General features: G+C 69.9%; 19 protein-coding genes and 1 pseudogene. 9 read left to right on the top strand and 11 right to left on the bottom strand.

The features are described 5' to 3' along the window. Nucleotides 1–25 precede the first annotated feature (25 nt). The 3 genes from ACFO0C_RS20615 (at nt 26) to ACFO0C_RS20605 (ending at nt 3,068) form a co-directional block, all read left to right on the top strand. Nucleotides 26–1,294 carry a magnesium transporter MgtE N-terminal domain-containing protein gene (locus ACFO0C_RS20615; RefSeq protein WP_378068263.1) on the top strand — a complete coding sequence of 423 codons (1,269 nt, stop codon included), beginning with the start codon at nt 26–28 and terminating at the stop codon, nt 1,292–1,294. After that, a complete protein-coding gene (locus ACFO0C_RS20610) occupies nt 1,291–1,839 on the top strand; it encodes a DUF1003 domain-containing protein (RefSeq protein WP_378068262.1) in 549 nt (182 codons plus the stop codon). The genes ACFO0C_RS20615 and ACFO0C_RS20610 overlap by 4 nt, the downstream gene beginning before the upstream one ends. 77 nt (nt 1,840–1,916) lie before the next feature. Next, entirely contained in the window at nt 1,917–3,068 is a 1,152-nt protein-coding gene (locus ACFO0C_RS20605; protein ID WP_378068261.1) for an Mrp/NBP35 family ATP-binding protein, read from the top strand. A gap of 48 nt (nt 3,069–3,116) precedes the next feature. Here ACFO0C_RS20605 and ACFO0C_RS20600 read toward each other — a convergent pair whose 3' ends face one another. Both ACFO0C_RS20600 and ACFO0C_RS20595 read right to left on the bottom strand, forming a co-directional pair. Further along, nucleotides 3,117–3,533 carry a preprotein translocase subunit TatB gene (locus ACFO0C_RS20600; protein WP_378068260.1) on the bottom strand — a complete coding sequence of 139 codons (417 nt, stop codon included), beginning with the start codon at nt 3,531–3,533 and terminating at the stop codon, nt 3,117–3,119. A 179-nt stretch (nt 3,534–3,712) separates the two neighbouring features. After that, nucleotides 3,713–4,975, bottom strand: a complete 1,263-nt coding sequence (locus tag ACFO0C_RS20595; protein ID WP_378068259.1) for a S1C family serine protease — start codon at nt 4,973–4,975, stop codon at nt 3,713–3,715. A gap of 251 nt (nt 4,976–5,226) precedes the next feature. Between ACFO0C_RS20595 and ACFO0C_RS20590 the strand changes: the two genes are divergently transcribed. Continuing rightward, nucleotides 5,227–5,835, top strand: coding sequence for an O-methyltransferase (locus tag ACFO0C_RS20590; RefSeq protein WP_378068258.1), 609 nt, complete (start codon nt 5,227–5,229; stop codon nt 5,833–5,835). Here ACFO0C_RS20590 and ACFO0C_RS20585 read toward each other — a convergent pair. Together ACFO0C_RS20585 and ACFO0C_RS20580 are read right to left on the bottom strand one after the other, a co-directional pair. After that, a complete protein-coding gene (locus tag ACFO0C_RS20585) occupies nt 5,800–7,200 on the bottom strand; it encodes a leucyl aminopeptidase family protein (protein WP_378068257.1) in 1,401 nt (466 codons plus the stop codon). The genes ACFO0C_RS20590 and ACFO0C_RS20585 overlap by 36 nt on opposite strands. A 77-nt stretch (nt 7,201–7,277) precedes the next feature. After that, nucleotides 7,278–7,445 (bottom strand): DUF3117 domain-containing protein, encoded by a 168-nt coding sequence (locus ACFO0C_RS20580; RefSeq protein WP_014447667.1) that lies wholly within the window; start codon nt 7,443–7,445, stop codon nt 7,278–7,280. A gap of 274 nt (nt 7,446–7,719) precedes the next feature. Here ACFO0C_RS20580 and ACFO0C_RS20575 point away from each other — a divergent pair, with 274 nt between their 5' ends. Then, the gene (locus ACFO0C_RS20575; protein ID WP_378068256.1) at nt 7,720–8,514 is read left to right on the top strand and encodes a PaaX family transcriptional regulator; all 795 of its coding nucleotides are present in this window, start codon (nt 7,720–7,722) and stop codon (nt 8,512–8,514) included. Further along, entirely contained in the window at nt 8,511–9,299 is a 789-nt protein-coding gene (locus tag ACFO0C_RS20570; protein WP_378068255.1) for an enoyl-CoA hydratase-related protein, read from the top strand. Before ACFO0C_RS20575 ends, ACFO0C_RS20570 begins: the two co-directional genes overlap by 4 nt. A gap of 3 nt (nt 9,300–9,302) precedes the next feature. On the opposite strand, the gene ACFO0C_RS20565 is transcribed toward ACFO0C_RS20570, so the two are convergent. From ACFO0C_RS20565 to ndhC, 5 genes are all read right to left on the bottom strand, one after another. After that, the gene (locus tag ACFO0C_RS20565) at nt 9,303–9,806 is read right to left on the bottom strand and encodes a hypothetical protein (RefSeq protein ID WP_378068254.1); all 504 of its coding nucleotides are present in this window, start codon (nt 9,804–9,806) and stop codon (nt 9,303–9,305) included. A gap of 4 nt (nt 9,807–9,810) precedes the next feature. Next, nucleotides 9,811–10,377: a DNA-3-methyladenine glycosylase I gene (locus tag ACFO0C_RS20560; RefSeq protein WP_378068253.1), complete on the bottom strand. Its 567-nt coding sequence runs from the start codon at nt 10,375–10,377 to the stop codon at nt 9,811–9,813. Continuing rightward, nucleotides 10,374–10,844 carry an SRPBCC family protein gene (locus tag ACFO0C_RS20555; RefSeq protein WP_378068252.1) on the bottom strand — a complete coding sequence of 157 codons (471 nt, stop codon included), beginning with the start codon at nt 10,842–10,844 and terminating at the stop codon, nt 10,374–10,376. Before ACFO0C_RS20555 ends, ACFO0C_RS20560 begins: the two co-directional genes overlap by 4 nt. Continuing rightward, nucleotides 10,841–11,311, bottom strand: coding sequence for a DivIVA domain-containing protein (locus tag ACFO0C_RS20550; RefSeq protein ID WP_378068251.1), 471 nt, complete (start codon nt 11,309–11,311; stop codon nt 10,841–10,843). The genes ACFO0C_RS20555 and ACFO0C_RS20550 overlap by 4 nt, the downstream gene beginning before the upstream one ends. A gap of 76 nt (nt 11,312–11,387) precedes the next feature. After that, on the bottom strand, nt 11,388–11,765 hold the full coding sequence (gene ndhC / locus ACFO0C_RS20545) for an NADH-quinone oxidoreductase subunit A (protein WP_378068250.1): 378 nt from the start codon (nt 11,763–11,765) through the stop codon (nt 11,388–11,390). A gap of 172 nt (nt 11,766–11,937) precedes the next feature. Between ndhC and ACFO0C_RS20540 the strand changes: the two genes are divergently transcribed. Then, nucleotides 11,938–13,791 (top strand): 2-oxoacid:acceptor oxidoreductase subunit alpha, encoded by a 1,854-nt coding sequence (locus tag ACFO0C_RS20540; protein ID WP_378068249.1) that lies wholly within the window; start codon nt 11,938–11,940, stop codon nt 13,789–13,791. Beyond that, nucleotides 13,784–14,794 (top strand): 2-oxoacid:ferredoxin oxidoreductase subunit beta, encoded by a 1,011-nt coding sequence (locus ACFO0C_RS20535; protein WP_378068248.1) that lies wholly within the window; start codon nt 13,784–13,786, stop codon nt 14,792–14,794. The genes ACFO0C_RS20540 and ACFO0C_RS20535 overlap by 8 nt, the downstream gene beginning before the upstream one ends. Here ACFO0C_RS20535 and ACFO0C_RS20530 read toward each other — a convergent pair. Then, on the bottom strand, nt 14,791–15,807 hold the full coding sequence (locus ACFO0C_RS20530) for a potassium channel family protein (protein WP_378068247.1): 1,017 nt from the start codon (nt 15,805–15,807) through the stop codon (nt 14,791–14,793). The two genes, ACFO0C_RS20535 and ACFO0C_RS20530, sit on opposite strands and share 4 nt — an antisense overlap. A 102-nt stretch (nt 15,808–15,909) precedes the next feature. Between ACFO0C_RS20530 and ACFO0C_RS20525 the strand changes: the two genes are divergently transcribed. Then, nucleotides 15,910–16,341 (top strand): phospholipase, encoded by a 432-nt coding sequence (locus tag ACFO0C_RS20525; RefSeq protein WP_378068246.1) that lies wholly within the window; start codon nt 15,910–15,912, stop codon nt 16,339–16,341. A 236-nt stretch (nt 16,342–16,577) separates the two neighbouring features. On the opposite strand, the pseudogene ACFO0C_RS20520 reads toward ACFO0C_RS20525, so the two are convergent. Then, nucleotides 16,578–16,865, bottom strand: a pseudogene (locus tag ACFO0C_RS20520) (adenylate/guanylate cyclase domain-containing protein); the annotation flags it as partial.

The raw sequence follows: 16,865 nt of genomic DNA, 5'->3' as shown, positions 1-16,865 counted from the left end.
CCGGACCCTAACCTAATCTGAGTTCGTGACCATGGGGACGAGGGTTTATCTGGCTCGCCTCGCCGGTCTTCCGGTGTTCGACCCGAACGGCGATCGTGTCGGGCGGATTCGTGACGCGGTCGTCCGGCTGCGCACCACGAACCGTCCGCCGCAGGTCGTGGGTCTTGTCGCCGAGATGGCCCTGCGACGCCGGATCTTCCTGCCGATCGGCCGGATCACCAGCATGGACGCGGAGGCGGTCGTGCTCGGCACCGGCTCGCTCAACCTGCGGCGGTTCGAGAAACGGCAGAACGAGCTGCTGGTGCTGGAGGACCTGCTGGACCGGCGGGTGACAGTGCTGCCGGAGCAGGACGACGGGGTGAGCCACGCCGGGACCGTGCTGGACATCGGCATGGAGCTGAACCGGAACACCGAGTGGATCATCACGCGGGTGGCGGTCCGGGAGCACAGCCGGCTGACCCGGCGCGGGCACGTCTACCAGGCCGAGTACGACCGGGTGCACGGCCTGATCGGGCCCACCGACACGCAGGGCACGGCCAACCTGATCGCGCTGCTCGACCAGATGCGGCCGGCCGACATGGCCAACGCGCTCCAGGACCTGCCGGACGCCCGCCGTAACGAGGTGGCCGCCGCCCTGGACGACCGGCGGCTCGCCGACGTGCTGGAGGAACTGCCCGAGCACGATCAGGTGGAGATCCTGGTCGGACTCGATCGGGAGCGCGCCGCCGACGTGCTGGAGCGGATGGACCCGGATGACGCCGCCGACCTGCTGGCCGAGCTGCCGCAGACCGAGCAGGTGGTGCTGCTGGACCTGATGGAGCCGGACGAGGCGGCCCCGGTGCGGCAGTTGATGAGCTACCGGCCGGGCACCGCGGGCAGTGTGATGACCTCGGAGCCGGTGATCCTCACCCCGGACACCACGGTCGCCGAGGCGCTGGCCCGGATCCGCAACCCGGAGCTGTCGCCGGTGGTCGCCGCCCAGGTCTTCGTGGCCCGGGCGCCGGCCGCCACGCCGACGGGTAAGTACCTGGGCATGGTGCACTTCCAGCGGCTGCTGCGGGAGCCGCCGGCGTCGATCGTGGGCGGCCTGGTGGACAGCGGGATCGATCCGCTGCGGACCGAGACCGGGCTGCTCGAGATCACCCGGCGGATGGCGACGTACGACCTGGTGGCGATGCCGGTGGTCGACTCGACGAACCGGCTGCTGGGTGCGGTCACGGTCGACGACGTGCTGGACCACTCGCTGCCGCGGGACTGGCGTGATCGGGACGCCCACGACGAGGAGGCGCCGTGAGCGAGCGCAGGGACCGGCTCGACCAACCGCGCGAGCCGGGGCGGGTGCAGCTGCCGAAATTCGATCCGGAGGCGTTCGGCCGCTGGTCGGAGAGCATCGCACGGTACATGGGTACGGCGAAGTTCATCGTCTACATGACGGTGGTGATCGCCGCCTGGTTCGCGTGGAACCTCCTGGCGCCGCCGGGACCTCTGCAGTTCGACGCCTACCCCCACCAGTTCCTCACCCTCGTCCTGTCGCTCCAGGCGTCGTACGCCGCGCCGCTGATCCTCCTGGCGCAGAACCGGCAGGCCGACCGCGACCGGCTCGCCATGGACGAGGATCGTCGTCGTGCGGCGATGCAGAAGGCCGACACCGAGTTCCTGACCCGGGAGATCGCCTCTCTGCGGATCGCTCTCGGCGAGGTCGCGACCAGGGACTTCCTTCGCTCCGAGCTGTCCCGGCTGGCCGACGAACTGGATGAGGCGGCGTTGCGGCGGGAGAAGCGGGCACGAACAGATGAGGCTTGTTCGCGACCTACCTCGACCCACGCTCATCCGGAGTGAATCACCTGGTCTCCACCGTCGCGAACAAGCCTCACCGGGAGGAGGAGCGCTCCTGACCTCGACGTAGCATGGGCTGCATGTCCGCTCCTGCATCCACGCTCGAGGACGCCATCCAGGCCGCTCTGGCGACCGTGGACGACCCCGAGATCCGCCGCCCGATCACCGACCTCGGCATGGTCTCGGGCTTCACCGTGAGCGACGGCCTGGTCAAGGTCGACCTGCTGCTCACCGTCGCCGGCTGCCCGCTGCGGGACAAGCTGAACAACGACATCACCGCCGCCGTCACGAAGATCCCCGGCATCGATCGGGTCGAGATCAACTTCGGCGTGATGAACGAGGAGCAGCGCAAGGCGCTGCAGACCACCCTGCGGGGCGGTGGCGCTGCCGCGGAGCCGGTCATCCCCTTCGCCCAGCCCGGTTCGAGGACCAGGGTGTACGCGGTGGCAAGCGGCAAGGGCGGCGTCGGCAAGTCGAGCGTCACCGTCAACCTGGCCGCGGCGCTCGCCAAGCGGGGCCTGTCGGTCGGCGTGATCGACGCGGACATCTACGGCCACTCGGTGCCGCGGATGCTCGGTGTCGACGGCAAGCCGACCCGCGTCGAGGACATGATCATGCCGCCGCAGTCGCACGGTGTGAAGGTGATCTCGATCGGCATGTTCACCGCGGGAAACGCCGCGGTCGTCTGGCGCGGCCCGATGCTGCACCGGGCGCTCCAGCAGTTCCTCGCCGACGTCTACTGGGGCGACCTGGACGTGCTGCTCCTCGACCTGCCGCCGGGCACCGGTGACGTGGCCATCTCGCTGGCCCAGCTCCTGCCCAACGCGGAGATCCTGGTCGTCACCACCCCGCAGATGGCCGCCGCCGAGGTTGCCGAGCGGGCCGGCGCGATCGCGCTGCAGACTCACCAGCGCCTGGTCGGCGTGGTGGAGAACATGTCGTGGCTGGAGCTGCCGGACGGCTCGCGGATGGAGGTCTTCGGCGCCGGCGGTGGCGAGACGGTGGCCGACTCGCTGTCCAAGACCATCGGAGCCCGGGTCCCGCTGCTGGGTCAGATCCCGCTGGACACCCGGGTCCGTGAGGCCGGCGACGGCGGCACGCCGATCGTCCTGGCCGACCCGGAGGCCCCGGCTGCCAGGGCGCTCGACGGCGTCGCCGACAAACTGGCGATCCGCCGCGAGTCGCTGGTCGGCAAGCCGCTGGGCCTCATGGTCAACGCCAAACGCGGTTGATCCACTCGCCGTCTCGGCGGTTACAAGGCGAGTTGCCGCGGATCGGTCCTACGTCGCGTCGAGGTCGTAACGCTGCGCCGGTCGGGGAGCCTCAGGGGCTTTCTCGGCCGGCGCGACGCCTTTCCGGATGTCGACGGCGGCGGCCACGTCGTTCAGCTCCGACTTGACCCCGTTGAGGTCCTGCTTGACGTCGTCGAAGAGGTTCTGCAGGGGCTTGCGCAGCGCCTGCTCGTCCTCCTCGCTGAGCAGATGCTTGCGGATGAACGCCTTCGGGTGCAGATCCTCCAGCTGGATGTCGGTGCCCAGCTCGCGGCTCAGGTCGGCGGTCGCGCCCTGAGCCATGTTGCGCAGGCCACGCAGCATTTTCAGCCCGTCGCCGATCACCTTGGGCAAGCGCTCACCGAAGATCAGCAGCGCGAGCATGAGCAGCGCGCCGATCTCCCACCAGTTCAGATTCTCGAACACGTCCGGCCTCCCAGGCTTCCCGCGCCAAGCCTACGCACGCTCCCTGTGCGAACGCAGCCCGCCCGGAGCCTTCAGTTCGTATCCACGGCGGACATCATCCGACGGCCTCAGTTCGTACCAGAGGCGGGCATCATCCGACGGCCTCAGTTCGTACCAGAGGCGGGCATCATCCGACGGCTTCAGTTCGTGTCGGCGGCGAGTGTCACCGACGCGGAGGTGATCTTGCCGCCGCGGCGGTACTCCACGGCGACGACCGAGCCAGGAGCGTATTTCCGGACCATGGCGATCAGGCTGATCCCGTCGTCGAGCGGATGCCCGTCGAGCTTGGTGATCACGTCGCCGGCCTTGAGCCCCGCGGCGGCGGCCGGACCGGCCGGCTCGACACTGCGCAGACGGGCGCCCGCCGCCGACTCGCCGGTCATCACCTCGGCGCCGATCACGGTGCGCCGGGCCTTGCCGGTGTCGATGATGTCCTCGGCGATCCGCTTGGCCTGGTTGATCGGGATGGCGAAGGCGAGACCGATGTTGCCGGCCTCGGCCGTGGTGCCACCGACCGAGCGGATCACCGAGTTGACCCCGATGACCCGGCCGGCGCCGTCGACCAGCGGGCCGCCGGAGTTGCCCTGGTTGACCGCGGCGTCGGTCTGGATGGCCGCGTAGTAACGCCGGGTCCCGCTCTCCTCACCGGCCTGGATGGTGCGGTCCAGAGCGCTCACGATGCCCTGGGTCACGGTGTTGACCAGGGCCAGCGGTGAACCGAAAGCGAGCACCGGGTCACCCACGGCGATCTCGTCGGAGTTGCCGAGCGCGACCGGGATCAGGCCCTCTTTTGCGACTTTGATCACTGCGATGTCGGACTCCGGGTCGCGCCCGATGAGTTTCGCGGTGGCCGTGGAGCCGTCGTGGAAGGAGACCGACAGGGTGTCGTCGCCACCCTCGACCACGTGGTCGTTGGTGATCACGTAACCGTCCGTGGAGACCACGAAACCGGAGCCGATCGCCCCGCTGACGCGGACCGTCACGACGCTCGGCTGCACCCGGTCGACCACACCACTCGTCGACTCCGGGGGCCGCTGGGCCGACTCCGGGACGCTCTGGCCGGTCGCTCCGAGCTGCGTACGGCCACTCTCGGCATAGCCGCCCTTGACCGCGAAGAGGAAGCCCAGCGTGCCGCCGACACCGCCCGCGAGCAGCGCCGTGACCAGGCAGATCATCAGGATCGGGCCGAGCGGGCGCCGTGGCTCGTCGGGGTTGGGCGGGCTCTCCAGCGGAGGGCCGGCACCCGGCGGCGGAGGCGGCAGGAGCACCGCCGAGGGGGCATAGGGGTCACGCCACGGATCGGCCTGCCCACCGGACCACCATGGTGACGACTGCTGCGGCTCACCGGGCGCCGGGTGCGCAGAGGACGTCGGTGGCCGGCTCCAGTTCCAGCCGTCGGTCACGTCGGTGCCTCCACTCCGTCTAGCCCGGCTCCGCGCCTCCAGGATGACACGGATTCACCGGTTCACACCTTGCCACGGGTTCGCACCTGCGCCGAGTGCGCTGTTTATCCATCGACGGCGCAGTGCATCACCGGAGAACATCGCTCTACTCTCTTATCCGATGTGCGCGTTTCGCCGCGGGCATCCATCGCCGTACGGAGGTCGTCATCATCGGTCCTGCTCGTTCATTCGGTCAGCCGGCGGCGCAGTCAATGCCGTTCGCCGAGACCTTCGCCACCGAGGACCCGGTCCTGCAGACCGCGCGTGCTCTCGCGCACGAGCTCGGCCTGCCCTGTGTCTCCCCCGGCGCCGGCTCCGTGCTGAGCCTCCTGGCCGCCGCGGGCCGCGCCAAGGCCGTCGTCGAGATCGGCACCGGCACCGGCGTGAGCGGCATCTGGCTGCTCCGCGGCATGCGCCCGGACGGGGTCCTCACCACCATCGACGTCGAGCACGAGCACCAGCGGATCGCCCGGCGGATCTTCCAGGAGGCGGGGTACGCGTCGTCCCGGACCCGGATCATCAGCGGCCGGGCCCTGAACGTGCTGCCCCGGCTCTCGGACGGCGCCTACGACCTGATCTTCGTGGACGCCGACACCACCGAGTTCGCCGCCTGCACCGAGGCCGCCCTGCGCCTGCTGCGGCCGGGCGGGGTGCTGATCGTGAACGGCGCGCACGCCAACGGCCGGATCACCGACCCGTCCGCCCGTGACGTGGACACCCTCACCGTCCGTGCGACGGTGAAGGCGATCCGCGAGTCCGACGACTGGATCCCCGCGGTGATCTCGTCAGGCGCCGGCCTGCTGGCCGCCGTCAAACGCTGACAGATATCTGATCAGGGTCCGGGCGCCCCAGCCGGTGGCGCCCTTGGTCAGCTCCAGGTCGTGCGCCTCGGCCCAGCTCGGGGCGGACATGTCCAGGTGGGCCCAGCGGGCGTCGCCGAAGAAGTCGCGCAGGAACAGGGCGGCCATCACCGAGCCCGGCCCGGCCGGGGCGCTGATCCGGTCGGCGATGTCGCTGCGCAGATTGTCCAGGTAGTCGTCGGAGAGCGGCAGTCGCCACATCTGCTCGCCGGCCGCCGTCCCGGCCGCGGTCAGTGCCGCCGCCAGCTCGTCGTCCGGGCTGAACAGGGCGGCCGTGCGCTTGCCGAGGGCGACCGCGTTCGCCCCGGTCAGGGTGGCCAGGTCGATCACCAGGTCGGGGCGCAGCACGTCGGCGGCGTAGCCGAGCGCGTCGGCCAGCACGATCCGGCCCTCCGCGTCGGAGTTCGTGTTCTCGCTGGTCGAGCCGTCGTAGTGGGTGATCACGTCACCGGGACGGAAGGCGGAGCCACTCACCGCGTTCTCGGCCAGCGGGGTCAGGGCCGTCACCCGTACCGGAAGATCCAGGTCGGCGGCGCCGAGCGTCGCGGCGACCACCGCGGCAGCCCCGCCCATGTCCTTCTTCATCAGCTTCATGCCGTCGCGCGGCTTGATCGAGATGCCGCCGGTGTCGAAGGTGATGCCCTTGCCCACCAGGACCACGTGGGTGGTCGCGCCCGGCGGATTCCAGGACAGCTCCACGAACCGGGGCGGGGACACCGAGCCGCCGCCGACCGCCAGCAGGCCGCCGAACCGCCGCAGCTCGTCGCCGGCGCGGACGGTCACCGTGACGCCCGGGCGTGTCGCGGCCTCGGCGACGACCTGGGCGGCGAACCACTCCGGGTTCTTCACCGACGACGGCGTGTTGGTCAGGTCCCGGGCGAGCCAGGCGGCCCGGGCGGCGACCCGCGCCTCGGCGAGGCTCGCCGCATGGGAGGTGCCGCAGATCCGGACCTCCCGCGTGCGCGGGCCCCGGGGCGCGTCGCGGTATCGGTACCCGCCCAGCCAGAGGCCCTCCGCCAGGCCGCGCACCGAGGCGGCGGCGAGACCGGCGGGCAGGTGGATCTCGAGGTCCTCGTCGTCGGCCGTTTCCCGGATCGCCGCGGCACCGGCCGCACGCCAGTCCGTCTCGCCGCCGTCGCCGGTACCGGCGAGCAGCACTCGGGACGGGCTCCGCAGCGGACGTGGGAACACCGTGATCCGGCCCGGGGCTCCGGCGTCCTCGGTGGCACTGGCCAGTGCGGACATCTCGGCGTCCAGCTCGGGCCCGACCGGGACGACCCAGGTGGACGTTTCGTCGTTTACGTCCGTCAATCGGATGTCGAACACGGGAGGATGACCTTTCCGTAAGACGTGGAAAGCCCGCCGGTACGGGCGGTACCGTACCGGCGGGCTCGCGTGAAACGTCAGCCGGCGATCGACTTCAACGCGTCACCCAGCGCGTTGGCCTCGTCCGGAGTCATCTCAACGACGAGACGGCCACCACCCTCCAGCGGGACGCGCATGACGATGCCACGACCCTCCTTGGTGACCTCCAGCGGACCATCGCCCGTCCGCGGCTTCATCGCCGCCATCTTGTCTCCCCTCAGACCTACGTCAGGGTCGGTGGGTTGCCCCACAGCCACTTGCTCCTGGAATGCCAGCAGCCTCGTCACGTGCTCAGCCCCACGTGACGCGGTGCTCGTTTCCGACCGGCGGCCCGCTCAGGCCGTTTCACGTGTTCACGCGTTGCGGCCCACCGTGCCGATCAAACATTTTCCCTGATGAACACCGGCGAACCCAAACCCAGCCCGGGCGGATGTGACAGCGTCTAGCATATCGTCTTTCGGGCTGTCACAATGTGCGGTCATGCAGGCGCGGTCCGCACTCTTCGACCTGTACGGCGACTACCTGCGCGCTCGCGGTTCCCGAGCCCCGGTAGCCGCCCTCGTGAGACTGCTGGCCCCGCTCGACATCGCGGCCCCGGCGGTCCGTACCGCAGTGTCGCGAATGGTGCGACAGGGATGGCTGCATCCGCTACGCCTGGCCTCCGGACCGGGCTATCTGCTCACCCCGAAAGCCGCGCGCAGGCTCGACGAGGCGGCCGCCCGGGTGTACCGGACCGGTCGCGGCGGCTGGGACGGCCGCTTCGACATGATCCTTCTCCACGAGCCCCTCAGGCGGCAGGACGCGCTGCGTCTCACCTATCTGGGCTACGGGCCGCTCAGCGATCAGGTATGGGTGGCACCCAAGGCCTCCGAGGAGGTCGAGGCGGCTCTCAAGGACGTGGACCACGCCCGGTTCAGCGCCACCCACACCTCCGGTTCGGACATCGTCGGACGGGCCTGGGACCTGAGCCGGATCGGACAGTCGTACGAGGAGTTCGTCGGCTCGCTGCACCCCGTCGTCAAGGCGATCACGCCACGCAGCACCGATGAGGAGGCGTACGCCGCCCGTTTCCGCCTGGTCCACGCGTGGCGCTCGTTCCTCTTCCAGGATCCGCAGCTCCCGGCGGCGCTGCTGCCACCGGGCTGGCCGGGTGTCAAGGCCGCGCTCTTCTTCGACAAGCACGCCACCAGGCTGCGACCGGCGGCCGACCGGCACGTGGAACGTTGCCTGCAATCGGCCACGCGTGGAGCACGTGTGGGATTCTCAGATGCATGACCGACGCGCTGCTCGTCGACCGCACTGACGCGGTCGTCACCCTCACCCTGAACCGCCCCGAGGCGATGAACTCGTTCACCGTCGACCTCAAGGAGGCGCTGCGGGACACCCTCGCCCAGCTGGAGAGCGACCGGTCGTGCCGGGCGATCGTGCTGGCCGGCGCCGGTGGCAACTTCTGCGGCGGCCAGGACCTCAAGGAGCACGCGACGCTGCTCCAGGCCGGCTCCACCGACCTGAACACCGTCCAGGTGCACTACAACCCGATCGCCCAGCGGCTGGCCAGCATGCCGAAACCGGTGGTCGCCGCGGTCCGAGGGATGGCCGCCGGCGCCGGCGCGTCGCTGTCGCTGCTGGCCGACTTCCGGATCGGGGGGCCGAAGACCAGCTTCCTGATGGCGTTCGCCAACGTCGGCCTGGCCGGTGACAGCGGCATCTCCTGGTCGCTGCCGCGGATCGTGGGGCACGCCCGGGCGGTCGAGCTGCTGCTCCTGGCCCGGCCGGTGAAGGCGGACGAGGCGTCCCGCATCGGCATGCTCACCGAGCTGCTGGAGGACGACGAGCAGGTGCTGCCGCGGGCGCAGGAGCTGGCCGCACGGCTGGCCGCGGGCCCGACGATCGCCTACGGCGCGATCAAGCGGGAGCTGTCCATCGGCGACGCCGGCACCCTCTCCGACGCCCTGGCTGCCGAGGCGCAGGCCCAGGCGATCTGCGGCGCGACCGCGGACCACTCGGCCGCGGTCAACGCCTTCCTCAACAAGCAGAAACCCGAGTACCAGGGCCGCTGAGCCCTACTCGTCCTCGTCCTCTTCCTCGGGGTCCTGGTTCGCCTCGGCCCCGAGGACGAAGGCCTGCATCGCCAGCTCGTCGCCGGACGGCCAGACGTAGGTCGGCAGCTCGGCCGGGCCCAGCTCGAGCACGTGCGACCAGAACTGGCGCACCGCCTCCGCCGGGTTCGCCGCCTCGATCGGCATGGCCACGCTGACCAGCCACGGCTTCCGATCGGCGGGGGCACCGAGCCGCTCGGCGAACCGGCGGAACGTGGCCTCGTCGACCGGCCCCTCGGAGAGAGCGACCGGAACCGGCTCGTCGAAGGCGCGGCGCAGGTATGTCAGGGCGAGCTCGCCGTCTGCCTTCTCCACCCGGGCCAGGGCGACGACCTGCTCCTCGGCGACCAGCAGCACCTCGTCACCGACCGACGCGCCCGATGAGGACGGCACCGTCACCGCGTCGTGCTGGAACAACCGCTCGGTCGCCCACTGCCCTTCCGGAATGATCACCACGAACTGAGCCATGGTGTCATCTCATCACGGGCACCCAGCAGTCCGTGAGGTGGTCGTCGACCATGCCGGTGGCCTGCATCAACGCGTACGCCGTGGTGGGTCCGACGAATTTGAAGCCCTGCTTCTTGAGCGCCTTGGCCATGGCCGTGGACTCCGGGGTGACCGCCGGGACGTCCGCGCGGGTCTTCGGCCGGTCCCGTCTCGCGGGGGCGAACGACCAGAGCAGCCCGGTCAGGTCCAGCCCGGCCGCCACCCGGGCGTTGTGCAGGGCGGCGTCGACCTTCATCCGGTTGCGGACGATGCCCGGGTCGGCCATCAGGCGGACGGCGTCGGCCTCGGTGAACTCGGCGACCCTCTCGATCGAGAACCCGGCGAACGCGGCCCGGAACGCCGGGCGCTTGCGCAGGATCGTGATCCACGACAGGCCGGACTGGAACGCCTCCAGGGTGAGCCGCTCGAAGAGGGCGTCATCACCGCGGACCGGCCGGCCCCACTCCTCGTCGTGGTAGGGCGCATAGTCGGGTGTGCTGCCGCCCCAGAAGCAGCGGGCCCGGCCGTCGGCGCCGATCACGATGTCGGTCACGGGAGGCGACCCTGCTCGACCAGGCGCGCGAACCGCTTGAGAGCGCCGGTGAAGCCCAGTTTCGAGCCGGGCCACAGGACCGGCCAGGCGATCTTGCCGACGGCGCCTGCGGGCAACTGGAACCACTCGTGCAGGACCACCTGGGTCCGGTCGCCCGACATCGCGGTGCAGCGCATCGCCCCGGGACCCTTCAGCACCTTGCCGCAGTGCACGACGCGGACCTCGTACGGCGCGTTGACCTTGACCACGCGCAACTCGTCGCGCAGCGTCGCCGGGCCGAGCGCGGTGACCGCCTCGACCAGACTGCCCTCGCCGCCGTCGCCCTCGACCACCCGGACCCGGGTGAACGGAATCCAGTCGGACTGCTTCTCCCAGTCCATGAACGCGGAGAAGACCTTGGGCGCGGGAGCGTTGACGATCACCGTGGCGGTGAACTCACCTGGGCCCGCCTCCGAGTCGCTGCTCATCGTTTCTCCACCGGCTCCTGCGCCTCGGCCGCCGGGCGGTCGGCATCGACGGACGGCTCCATCGGGATGACCGGTGTCTCGAAGGCGGGCGGGACGGCGGCGGCCGGGGCGAGCGCGGCCTCACGGGCCTTGCGCAGCGCGTCGGCGTCGTCGGTACGGCCCTCGCGCAGCGCGGCCACCTCGGCCTCGAGCACGCCGATCAGCTCACCCTTGTAGCCGATGTCGTACGCCGCACGCTGCAGAGCCTGGTCGACCTGCGCCATCCGGTATCCCCGCCAGACCGTGTCGAACCTGGTCCGGGAGACGTCCTCCTCGCCGAGAGGACGGTCGCCGGGCAACGGGACCGCGCGGCCGTCGGGCTCGACCGGGGTCAGTCCGGGGTCGCCCCCGCTCAGCAACACGGTCACGCCGAAGACGATCGTCGCGACGACCAGAGCCACGACAATGAAGAGCAGAAGCTGACCCATGCGCACGATGTTGACATGTCCGCTTTCCGAGGGCGAGCCCGCCACCCGTCCGGATCATCCGGCCGGCCGTCCGGCGTCAGGTCCAGTTGAGGATCTTCTTGCGCCAGGCGTACACGATGCCGAGGGCGAGCACGGCGACGAAGATGCCCATCTCCGCGATGGAGAGCCCGCCGAACCCGGGACGATCGAAGATCACCGCCCACGGGAAGAGAAATACGGCTTCAACTGCGAAAAGCACATAAAGGTACGCATAGACGTAATACCTGATCTGTGCCTGCGCCCAGTCGCCCCCGACCGGATCGATGCCGCTCTCATAGGAGATCCGCTTACCCGCCGGTTCAGCCGGTCGGCCCGGCCGGAGCAGCCGGTTCGCACCGAACGCCGCGACGAACAGCAGGACACCGGCGGCCAGCACCAGACCGAGAACGGCATACGAGCCCAGATATCCCTCCACGATCGTGCAGCCTACCGAAGAGCACTAGCTCGCTCCGGCACCCGATAGCTACTGTGGGCAACGGTCCGCGGCCCCTTCGTAAGGAGCGGCGACGTAGTGTGGAAGTGACGATCAGCGGGCCGGCTCATCGACACCCTCATGCTGCCGGACCGCGCCTTTTGGAGGTTGAATCGTGGCCGCTCCCGCGAAGCGAGTCGAGCAACTGGACCGGGTTGTCATCCGTTTCGCCGGTGACTCAGGTGACGGCATGCAGCTCACCGGTGACCGGTTCACGTCGGAGACCGCTCAGCTCGGCAACGACATCTCGACGCTTCCCAACTTCCCCGCGGAGATCCGCGCACCAGCCGGGACACTGCCGGGTGTCTCCAGCTTCCAGGTGCACTTCGCCGACTACGACATCCTGACCCCCGGCGACGCGCCCAACGTGCTCGTGGCGATGAACCCGGCGGCACTCAAGGCCAACGTGGCCGACCTGCCGGCCGGTGCCGACATCATCGTCAACACCGACGAGTTCACCCGCCGCAACCTGACCAAGGTCGGTTACGCCGTCAGTCCCCTCGATGACGGCTCGCTCGACGAGTTCGCGGTCCACCCGGTGGCCCTCACCTCCCTGACCCTAGGCGCGCTGGCCGAGAGCGGCGTCTCGAAGAAGGACGGCGAGCGGGCCAAGAACATGTTCGCGCTGGGGCTGCTCAGCTGGATGTACTCGCGCCCCTACGAGTCGACGCTGCGGTTCCTGGAGCGTAAGTTCGCCAAGCGTCCGGACCTGGTCGCGGCGAACAAGGCGGCGTTCCGCGCCGGGTGGAACTACGGCGAGACCACTGAGGCCTTCTCGGTGCGCTACGAGATCAAGCCCGCCAAAATGCTGCCCGGCACCTACCGCAACATCACCGGCAACCAGGCGCTCGCGCTCGGGCTGGTGGCCGCGGCGGTCCGGTCGAGACTGCCGCTGTTCCTGGGCGCCTACCCGATCACACCGGCCTCCGACATCCTGCACGAGCTCTCCAAGCACAAGCGGTTCGGCGTCACCACGATGCAGGCCGAGGACGAGATCGCGGCGATCGGGGCGGCGCTCGGCGCCTCCTACGGCGGGGCGCTCGGCGTCACCACCACCTCCGGTCCCGGCGTGGCGCTCAAGGGCGAGACCATCTCGCTGGCCATCGCTCTGGAGCTGCCGCTCGTCGTCGTCGACGTGCAGCGGGCCGGGCCGTCGACCGGCATGCCGACCAAGACCGAGCAGGCCGACCTCAACATGGCACTGTTCGGCCGGCACGGCGAGGCCCCGCTCGCGGTGATCGCACCCAAGTCACCGTCCGACTGCTTCCACGCGGCACTGGAGGCGGCACGGATCGCGCTGACCTACCGCACCCCGGTGATCCTGCTGTCGGACAACTACGTGGCCAACGGGTCGGAGCCGTGGCTGCTGCCGTCCGTCGACGAACTGCCCGACCTGCGGGTCACGTTCGCCACGGCGCCCAACACCGAGGACGGGCGCTTCCTGCCGTACCTCCGCGATCCGGAAACGATGGCGCGGCCATGGGCCGTGCCCGGAACGCCGGGCCTGGAGCACCGCATCGGGGGTCTGGAGAAGGCCGACAAGACCGGCGACATCTCCTACGACCCGGCGAACCACGAGTTCATGGTCCGCACCCGGCAGGCCCGCATCGACGCCATCCCGGTGCCCGATGTGGACGTCGAGGACCCGTCCGAGGCCGCGAGCGTGCTCGTGCTCGGCTGGGGCTCCACCTACGGCCCGATCGGCGCCGCCTGCCGCGCGCTGCGCCAGCGCGGCCTCACCATCGCGCAAGCGCACCTGCGGCACCTGTCGCCGCTCCCGGCGAACCTCGGCGAGGTGCTGGCCGGTTACGACAAGGTCGTCGTCCCGGAGATGAACCTCGGTCAGCTCGCCGCCGTGATCCGGGCGAGATACCTGGTCGACGTGGTTCCGTTCAACCAGATCAGCGGGCTGCCGTTCACCGCGGCCACGCTGGAGAACATGCTGGAGGACGTGGTCAAGAATGGCTGAGACGGTCGCTCTGAAACTCACCGCCAAGGACTTCAAGTCCGATCAGGAGGTCCGCTGGTGCCCCGGCTGCGGTGACTACTCGATCCTCGCGGCCATGCAGCGGTTCATGCCCGAGCTGGGCATCCCGCGCGAGAAGATCGTCTTCGTCTCCGGCATCGGCTGCTCGTCCCGCTTCCCGTACTACATGAACACCTACGGGATGCACTCGATCCACGGGCGGGCCCCGGCGATCGCGACCGGCCTGTCCACGTCCCGCCCCGACCTGAACGTCTGGGTGGTGACCGGCGACGGCGACGCGCTGTCGATCGGCGGAAACCACCTGATCCACGCGCTGCGGCGCAACGTGAACCTGAAGATCCTGCTCTTCAACAACCGGATCTACGGCCTCACCAAGGGTCAGTACTCGCCCACCTCCGAGATCGGGAAGGTCACCAAGTCGACACCGACCGGCTCGGCCGACACCCCGTTCAACCCGCTCTCCCTGGCACTCGGCGCCGAGGCCACCTTCGTCGCCCGGACCATCGACTCGGACGCCAAGCACCTGCAGTCGGTGCTGCGGGCCGCCGCCGAGCACCAGGGCTCGGCGTTCGTGGAGATCTACCAGAACTGCAACATCTTCAACGACGGCGCCTTCGACCTGATCAAGGACTCCGACACGCGGGACGCCCATCTGATCCGGCTGGAGCAGGGTGAGCCGATCACCGTCGGCAACCTCAACGTGGTGCACCCTGAGGGCAGTTTCGGGCTGAAGGTGCAGGAGGGCGGCACCCCGATCATCCACGACGCGACCGTGGACGATCCGGCGTACGCGTTCGCGCTCAGCCGGCTCTCCGGGTCGGACCTGAACACCACACCGATCGGGGTGTTCCGCAACGTGCGGCGCCCGTCCTACGACGAGATCGTCCGCAAGCAGGTGCTCGACGCCCGGGCGCAGGCCAGCGGCACACCCGAGGAGATGCTCGACGGTCTCCTCGGCAGCGGCGACACCTGGACGATCCTCTAGACGCTGACCCCGTTGGACACGGTCTCGTCATCGCGGATGTAGACGAGCAGGTCGCCGGTCTCGATCGTGACGGTCTGCTCGCCACCCAGCGGCAGCACCTTGCCCCGGCGGATCAGGGCCACCACCAGGGTCGACAGCTCACGTGGATTACGGCCGACCTCGGCCCGCTCCGCGGACCGCATCGCCAGCGCCATGCCCTGGCCCGGGGTCAGCAGATCCTCGACCACGTCGATCAGCGGCGGGGCCGTCGTGGTCAGGCCCAGCAGCCGGCCCGCCGTCGACGACGACACGATCACGTGGTGGGCGCCGCTCTGCTTCAGCAGTGCGGCGTTCTCCTGCTCGCGGACCGCCGCGATGATCCGCACCTGGCCGGCCGTCAACTGGCGCACCGTCAACGTGATCAGCACCGACGCCTCGTCCCGGTCGGTGGCGATGATGACCGACTTGGCGTTCTTCACATCCGCCTCGTTCAGCACCGAGGACCGGGTGGCGTCGCCCTCGATGACGACGAATCCGCTCGCGGCGGCCTGCCGGACACCGACCTCACGGTTCTCCACGATGACGATCCGGGACTTCTCATACCCCGTCTCCAGCAGCGCGGCGACCGCGGCCCGGCCCTTGGTGCCGTAACCGCAGATGATCACGTGGTCCTTCAACTTGCGCCTCCACCGGCTGACCCGAAGGCCCTTGCGGTACTGGTCGGTCAGCACCTCCAGTGTGGTGCCGACCAGGATGATCAGGAAGAGGACCCGGGCGGGCGTGATGAACAGGACGTTCACCAGGCGGGCCGACTGGGTCTGCGGCGTGATGTCGCCGTAGCCGGTGGTGGAGAGGGAGACGACCGCGTAGTAGAAGCAGTCGAGCAGGGTGAGGCCGTCCTCGTTGACGTCCCGGTAGCCGTCCCGGTCGATGTAGATCACCATGACCGCCAGCAGGACCAACGAGGTCGCCATCAACAACCGGAGCCCGAGGGCTTTCAGCGGTCCCTGCCGGACCAGAGGTAGATGAATCATGGAACCGCCCGCACGCGATCACCTTAACGGTCAAGCTGAAGGACGTATCCCAGGACATCACATCAGTCACCGGCCGCGCGTCGGAGGTCCCACATGCGCCACATGGCGGTAACCGCCCTCCTCGCCGCGGCCCTGCTCCCGGCGGCTCCCGCGAACGCTGCTCCCGCTCCCGCCGCCCGGGACGAGGTCCTGGCCGGCTGGACACAACCGACCGCGGAGAGCACCGCCGCCTGGCAGGCCGCCCGCCGGGACCGGGATCGCTGGGCCGCCTACCGTTTCGACTGGTCGAGCGATGTGTGCACGCACGCACCCGACACCCCGGCGGGCTTCGACTTCGGCGACGCGTGCCGGCACCACGACTTCGGATACCGCAACTACGCCGATGATCTCGCCCGCCACAAGGCACGCATCGACGAGGTGTTCCGCGCCGACCTGCGCCGCATCTGCGACGGTCACCGTCTCTACGCGCAGCCGTTCTGCAACGGGATCGCGTTCACCTACTACGAGGCGATCCGGTTACAGCCGAGACCATGAATCATCCGGTACGCAGGTAACTGTCCCCGAACGCACCTCTCCCGTCCCGCCACCACACCGCGACGAGGGCGACCACTCCCGGCCGACAGCGCGACCGCCGGGCTGGGTGACGGCTCACGCTCTGCCACCGCATTCAGCCCGGCGGTCGCGTCGCGGTCTGGAGTGGTCGCCCTCGTCGCGGGGCGGCTACGGGAGGAGTGGGTGCGGTCGGGGGCGGCCGACGGCGTACCAAATGATCATCTGACTATCTGGGCGAAGCGGGCGGCGCCGTTCTCGAGGTCGGGATGTTCGACGGCCAGGGCCAGGGCGACTATCCGGTCGAAGCCGAGGCCGGCGCCGTCGGCGTAGGCCGCGTCGAAGGCGGCGTCGCCGAGCGCGGACCGGAGGGACGCCTGCTGCGACGACCAGAAGGCGCCGAACGAGGCGGTCCGCCGGGCGCCGCGGGCCGCCTCCGCTCCGCCGAACAGCACCGACGCGGTGGCCGCGTCGCCGCCGAGAGCGCAACGGACCGCGATCGCCGCCAC

This window comes from Actinoplanes subglobosus (genome assembly GCF_042650585.1).
Lineage (GTDB): Bacteria > Actinomycetota > Actinomycetes > Mycobacteriales > Micromonosporaceae > Actinoplanes > Actinoplanes subglobosus.
Note: the sequence above shows the minus strand (reverse complement) of the source record. Positions and strands in the feature narration are given on the sequence as shown.

Coding starts and splice junctions, on each gene's coding strand:
- ACFO0C_RS20605 (WP_378068261.1), top strand. CDS start 1,917: ATGTCCGCTCCTGCATCCACGCTCGAGGACGCCATCCAGGCCGCTCTG.
- ACFO0C_RS20590 (WP_378068258.1), top strand. CDS start 5,227: ATGCCGTTCGCCGAGACCTTCGCCACCGAGGACCCGGTCCTGCAGACC.
- ACFO0C_RS20580 (WP_014447667.1), bottom strand. CDS start 7,445: ATGGCGGCGATGAAGCCGCGGACGGGCGATGGTCCGCTGGAGGTCACC.
- ACFO0C_RS20575 (WP_378068256.1), top strand. CDS start 7,720: ATGCAGGCGCGGTCCGCACTCTTCGACCTGTACGGCGACTACCTGCGC.
- ACFO0C_RS20570 (WP_378068255.1), top strand. CDS start 8,511: ATGACCGACGCGCTGCTCGTCGACCGCACTGACGCGGTCGTCACCCTC.
- ACFO0C_RS20565 (WP_378068254.1), bottom strand. CDS start 9,806: ATGGCTCAGTTCGTGGTGATCATTCCGGAAGGGCAGTGGGCGACCGAG.
- ACFO0C_RS20555 (WP_378068252.1), bottom strand. CDS start 10,844: ATGAGCAGCGACTCGGAGGCGGGCCCAGGTGAGTTCACCGCCACGGTG.
- ACFO0C_RS20550 (WP_378068251.1), bottom strand. CDS start 11,311: ATGGGTCAGCTTCTGCTCTTCATTGTCGTGGCTCTGGTCGTCGCGACG.
- ACFO0C_RS20535 (WP_378068248.1), top strand. CDS start 13,784: ATGGCTGAGACGGTCGCTCTGAAACTCACCGCCAAGGACTTCAAGTCC.
- ACFO0C_RS20530 (WP_378068247.1), bottom strand. CDS start 15,807: ATGATTCATCTACCTCTGGTCCGGCAGGGACCGCTGAAAGCCCTCGGG.
- ACFO0C_RS20525 (WP_378068246.1), top strand. CDS start 15,910: ATGGCGGTAACCGCCCTCCTCGCCGCGGCCCTGCTCCCGGCGGCTCCC.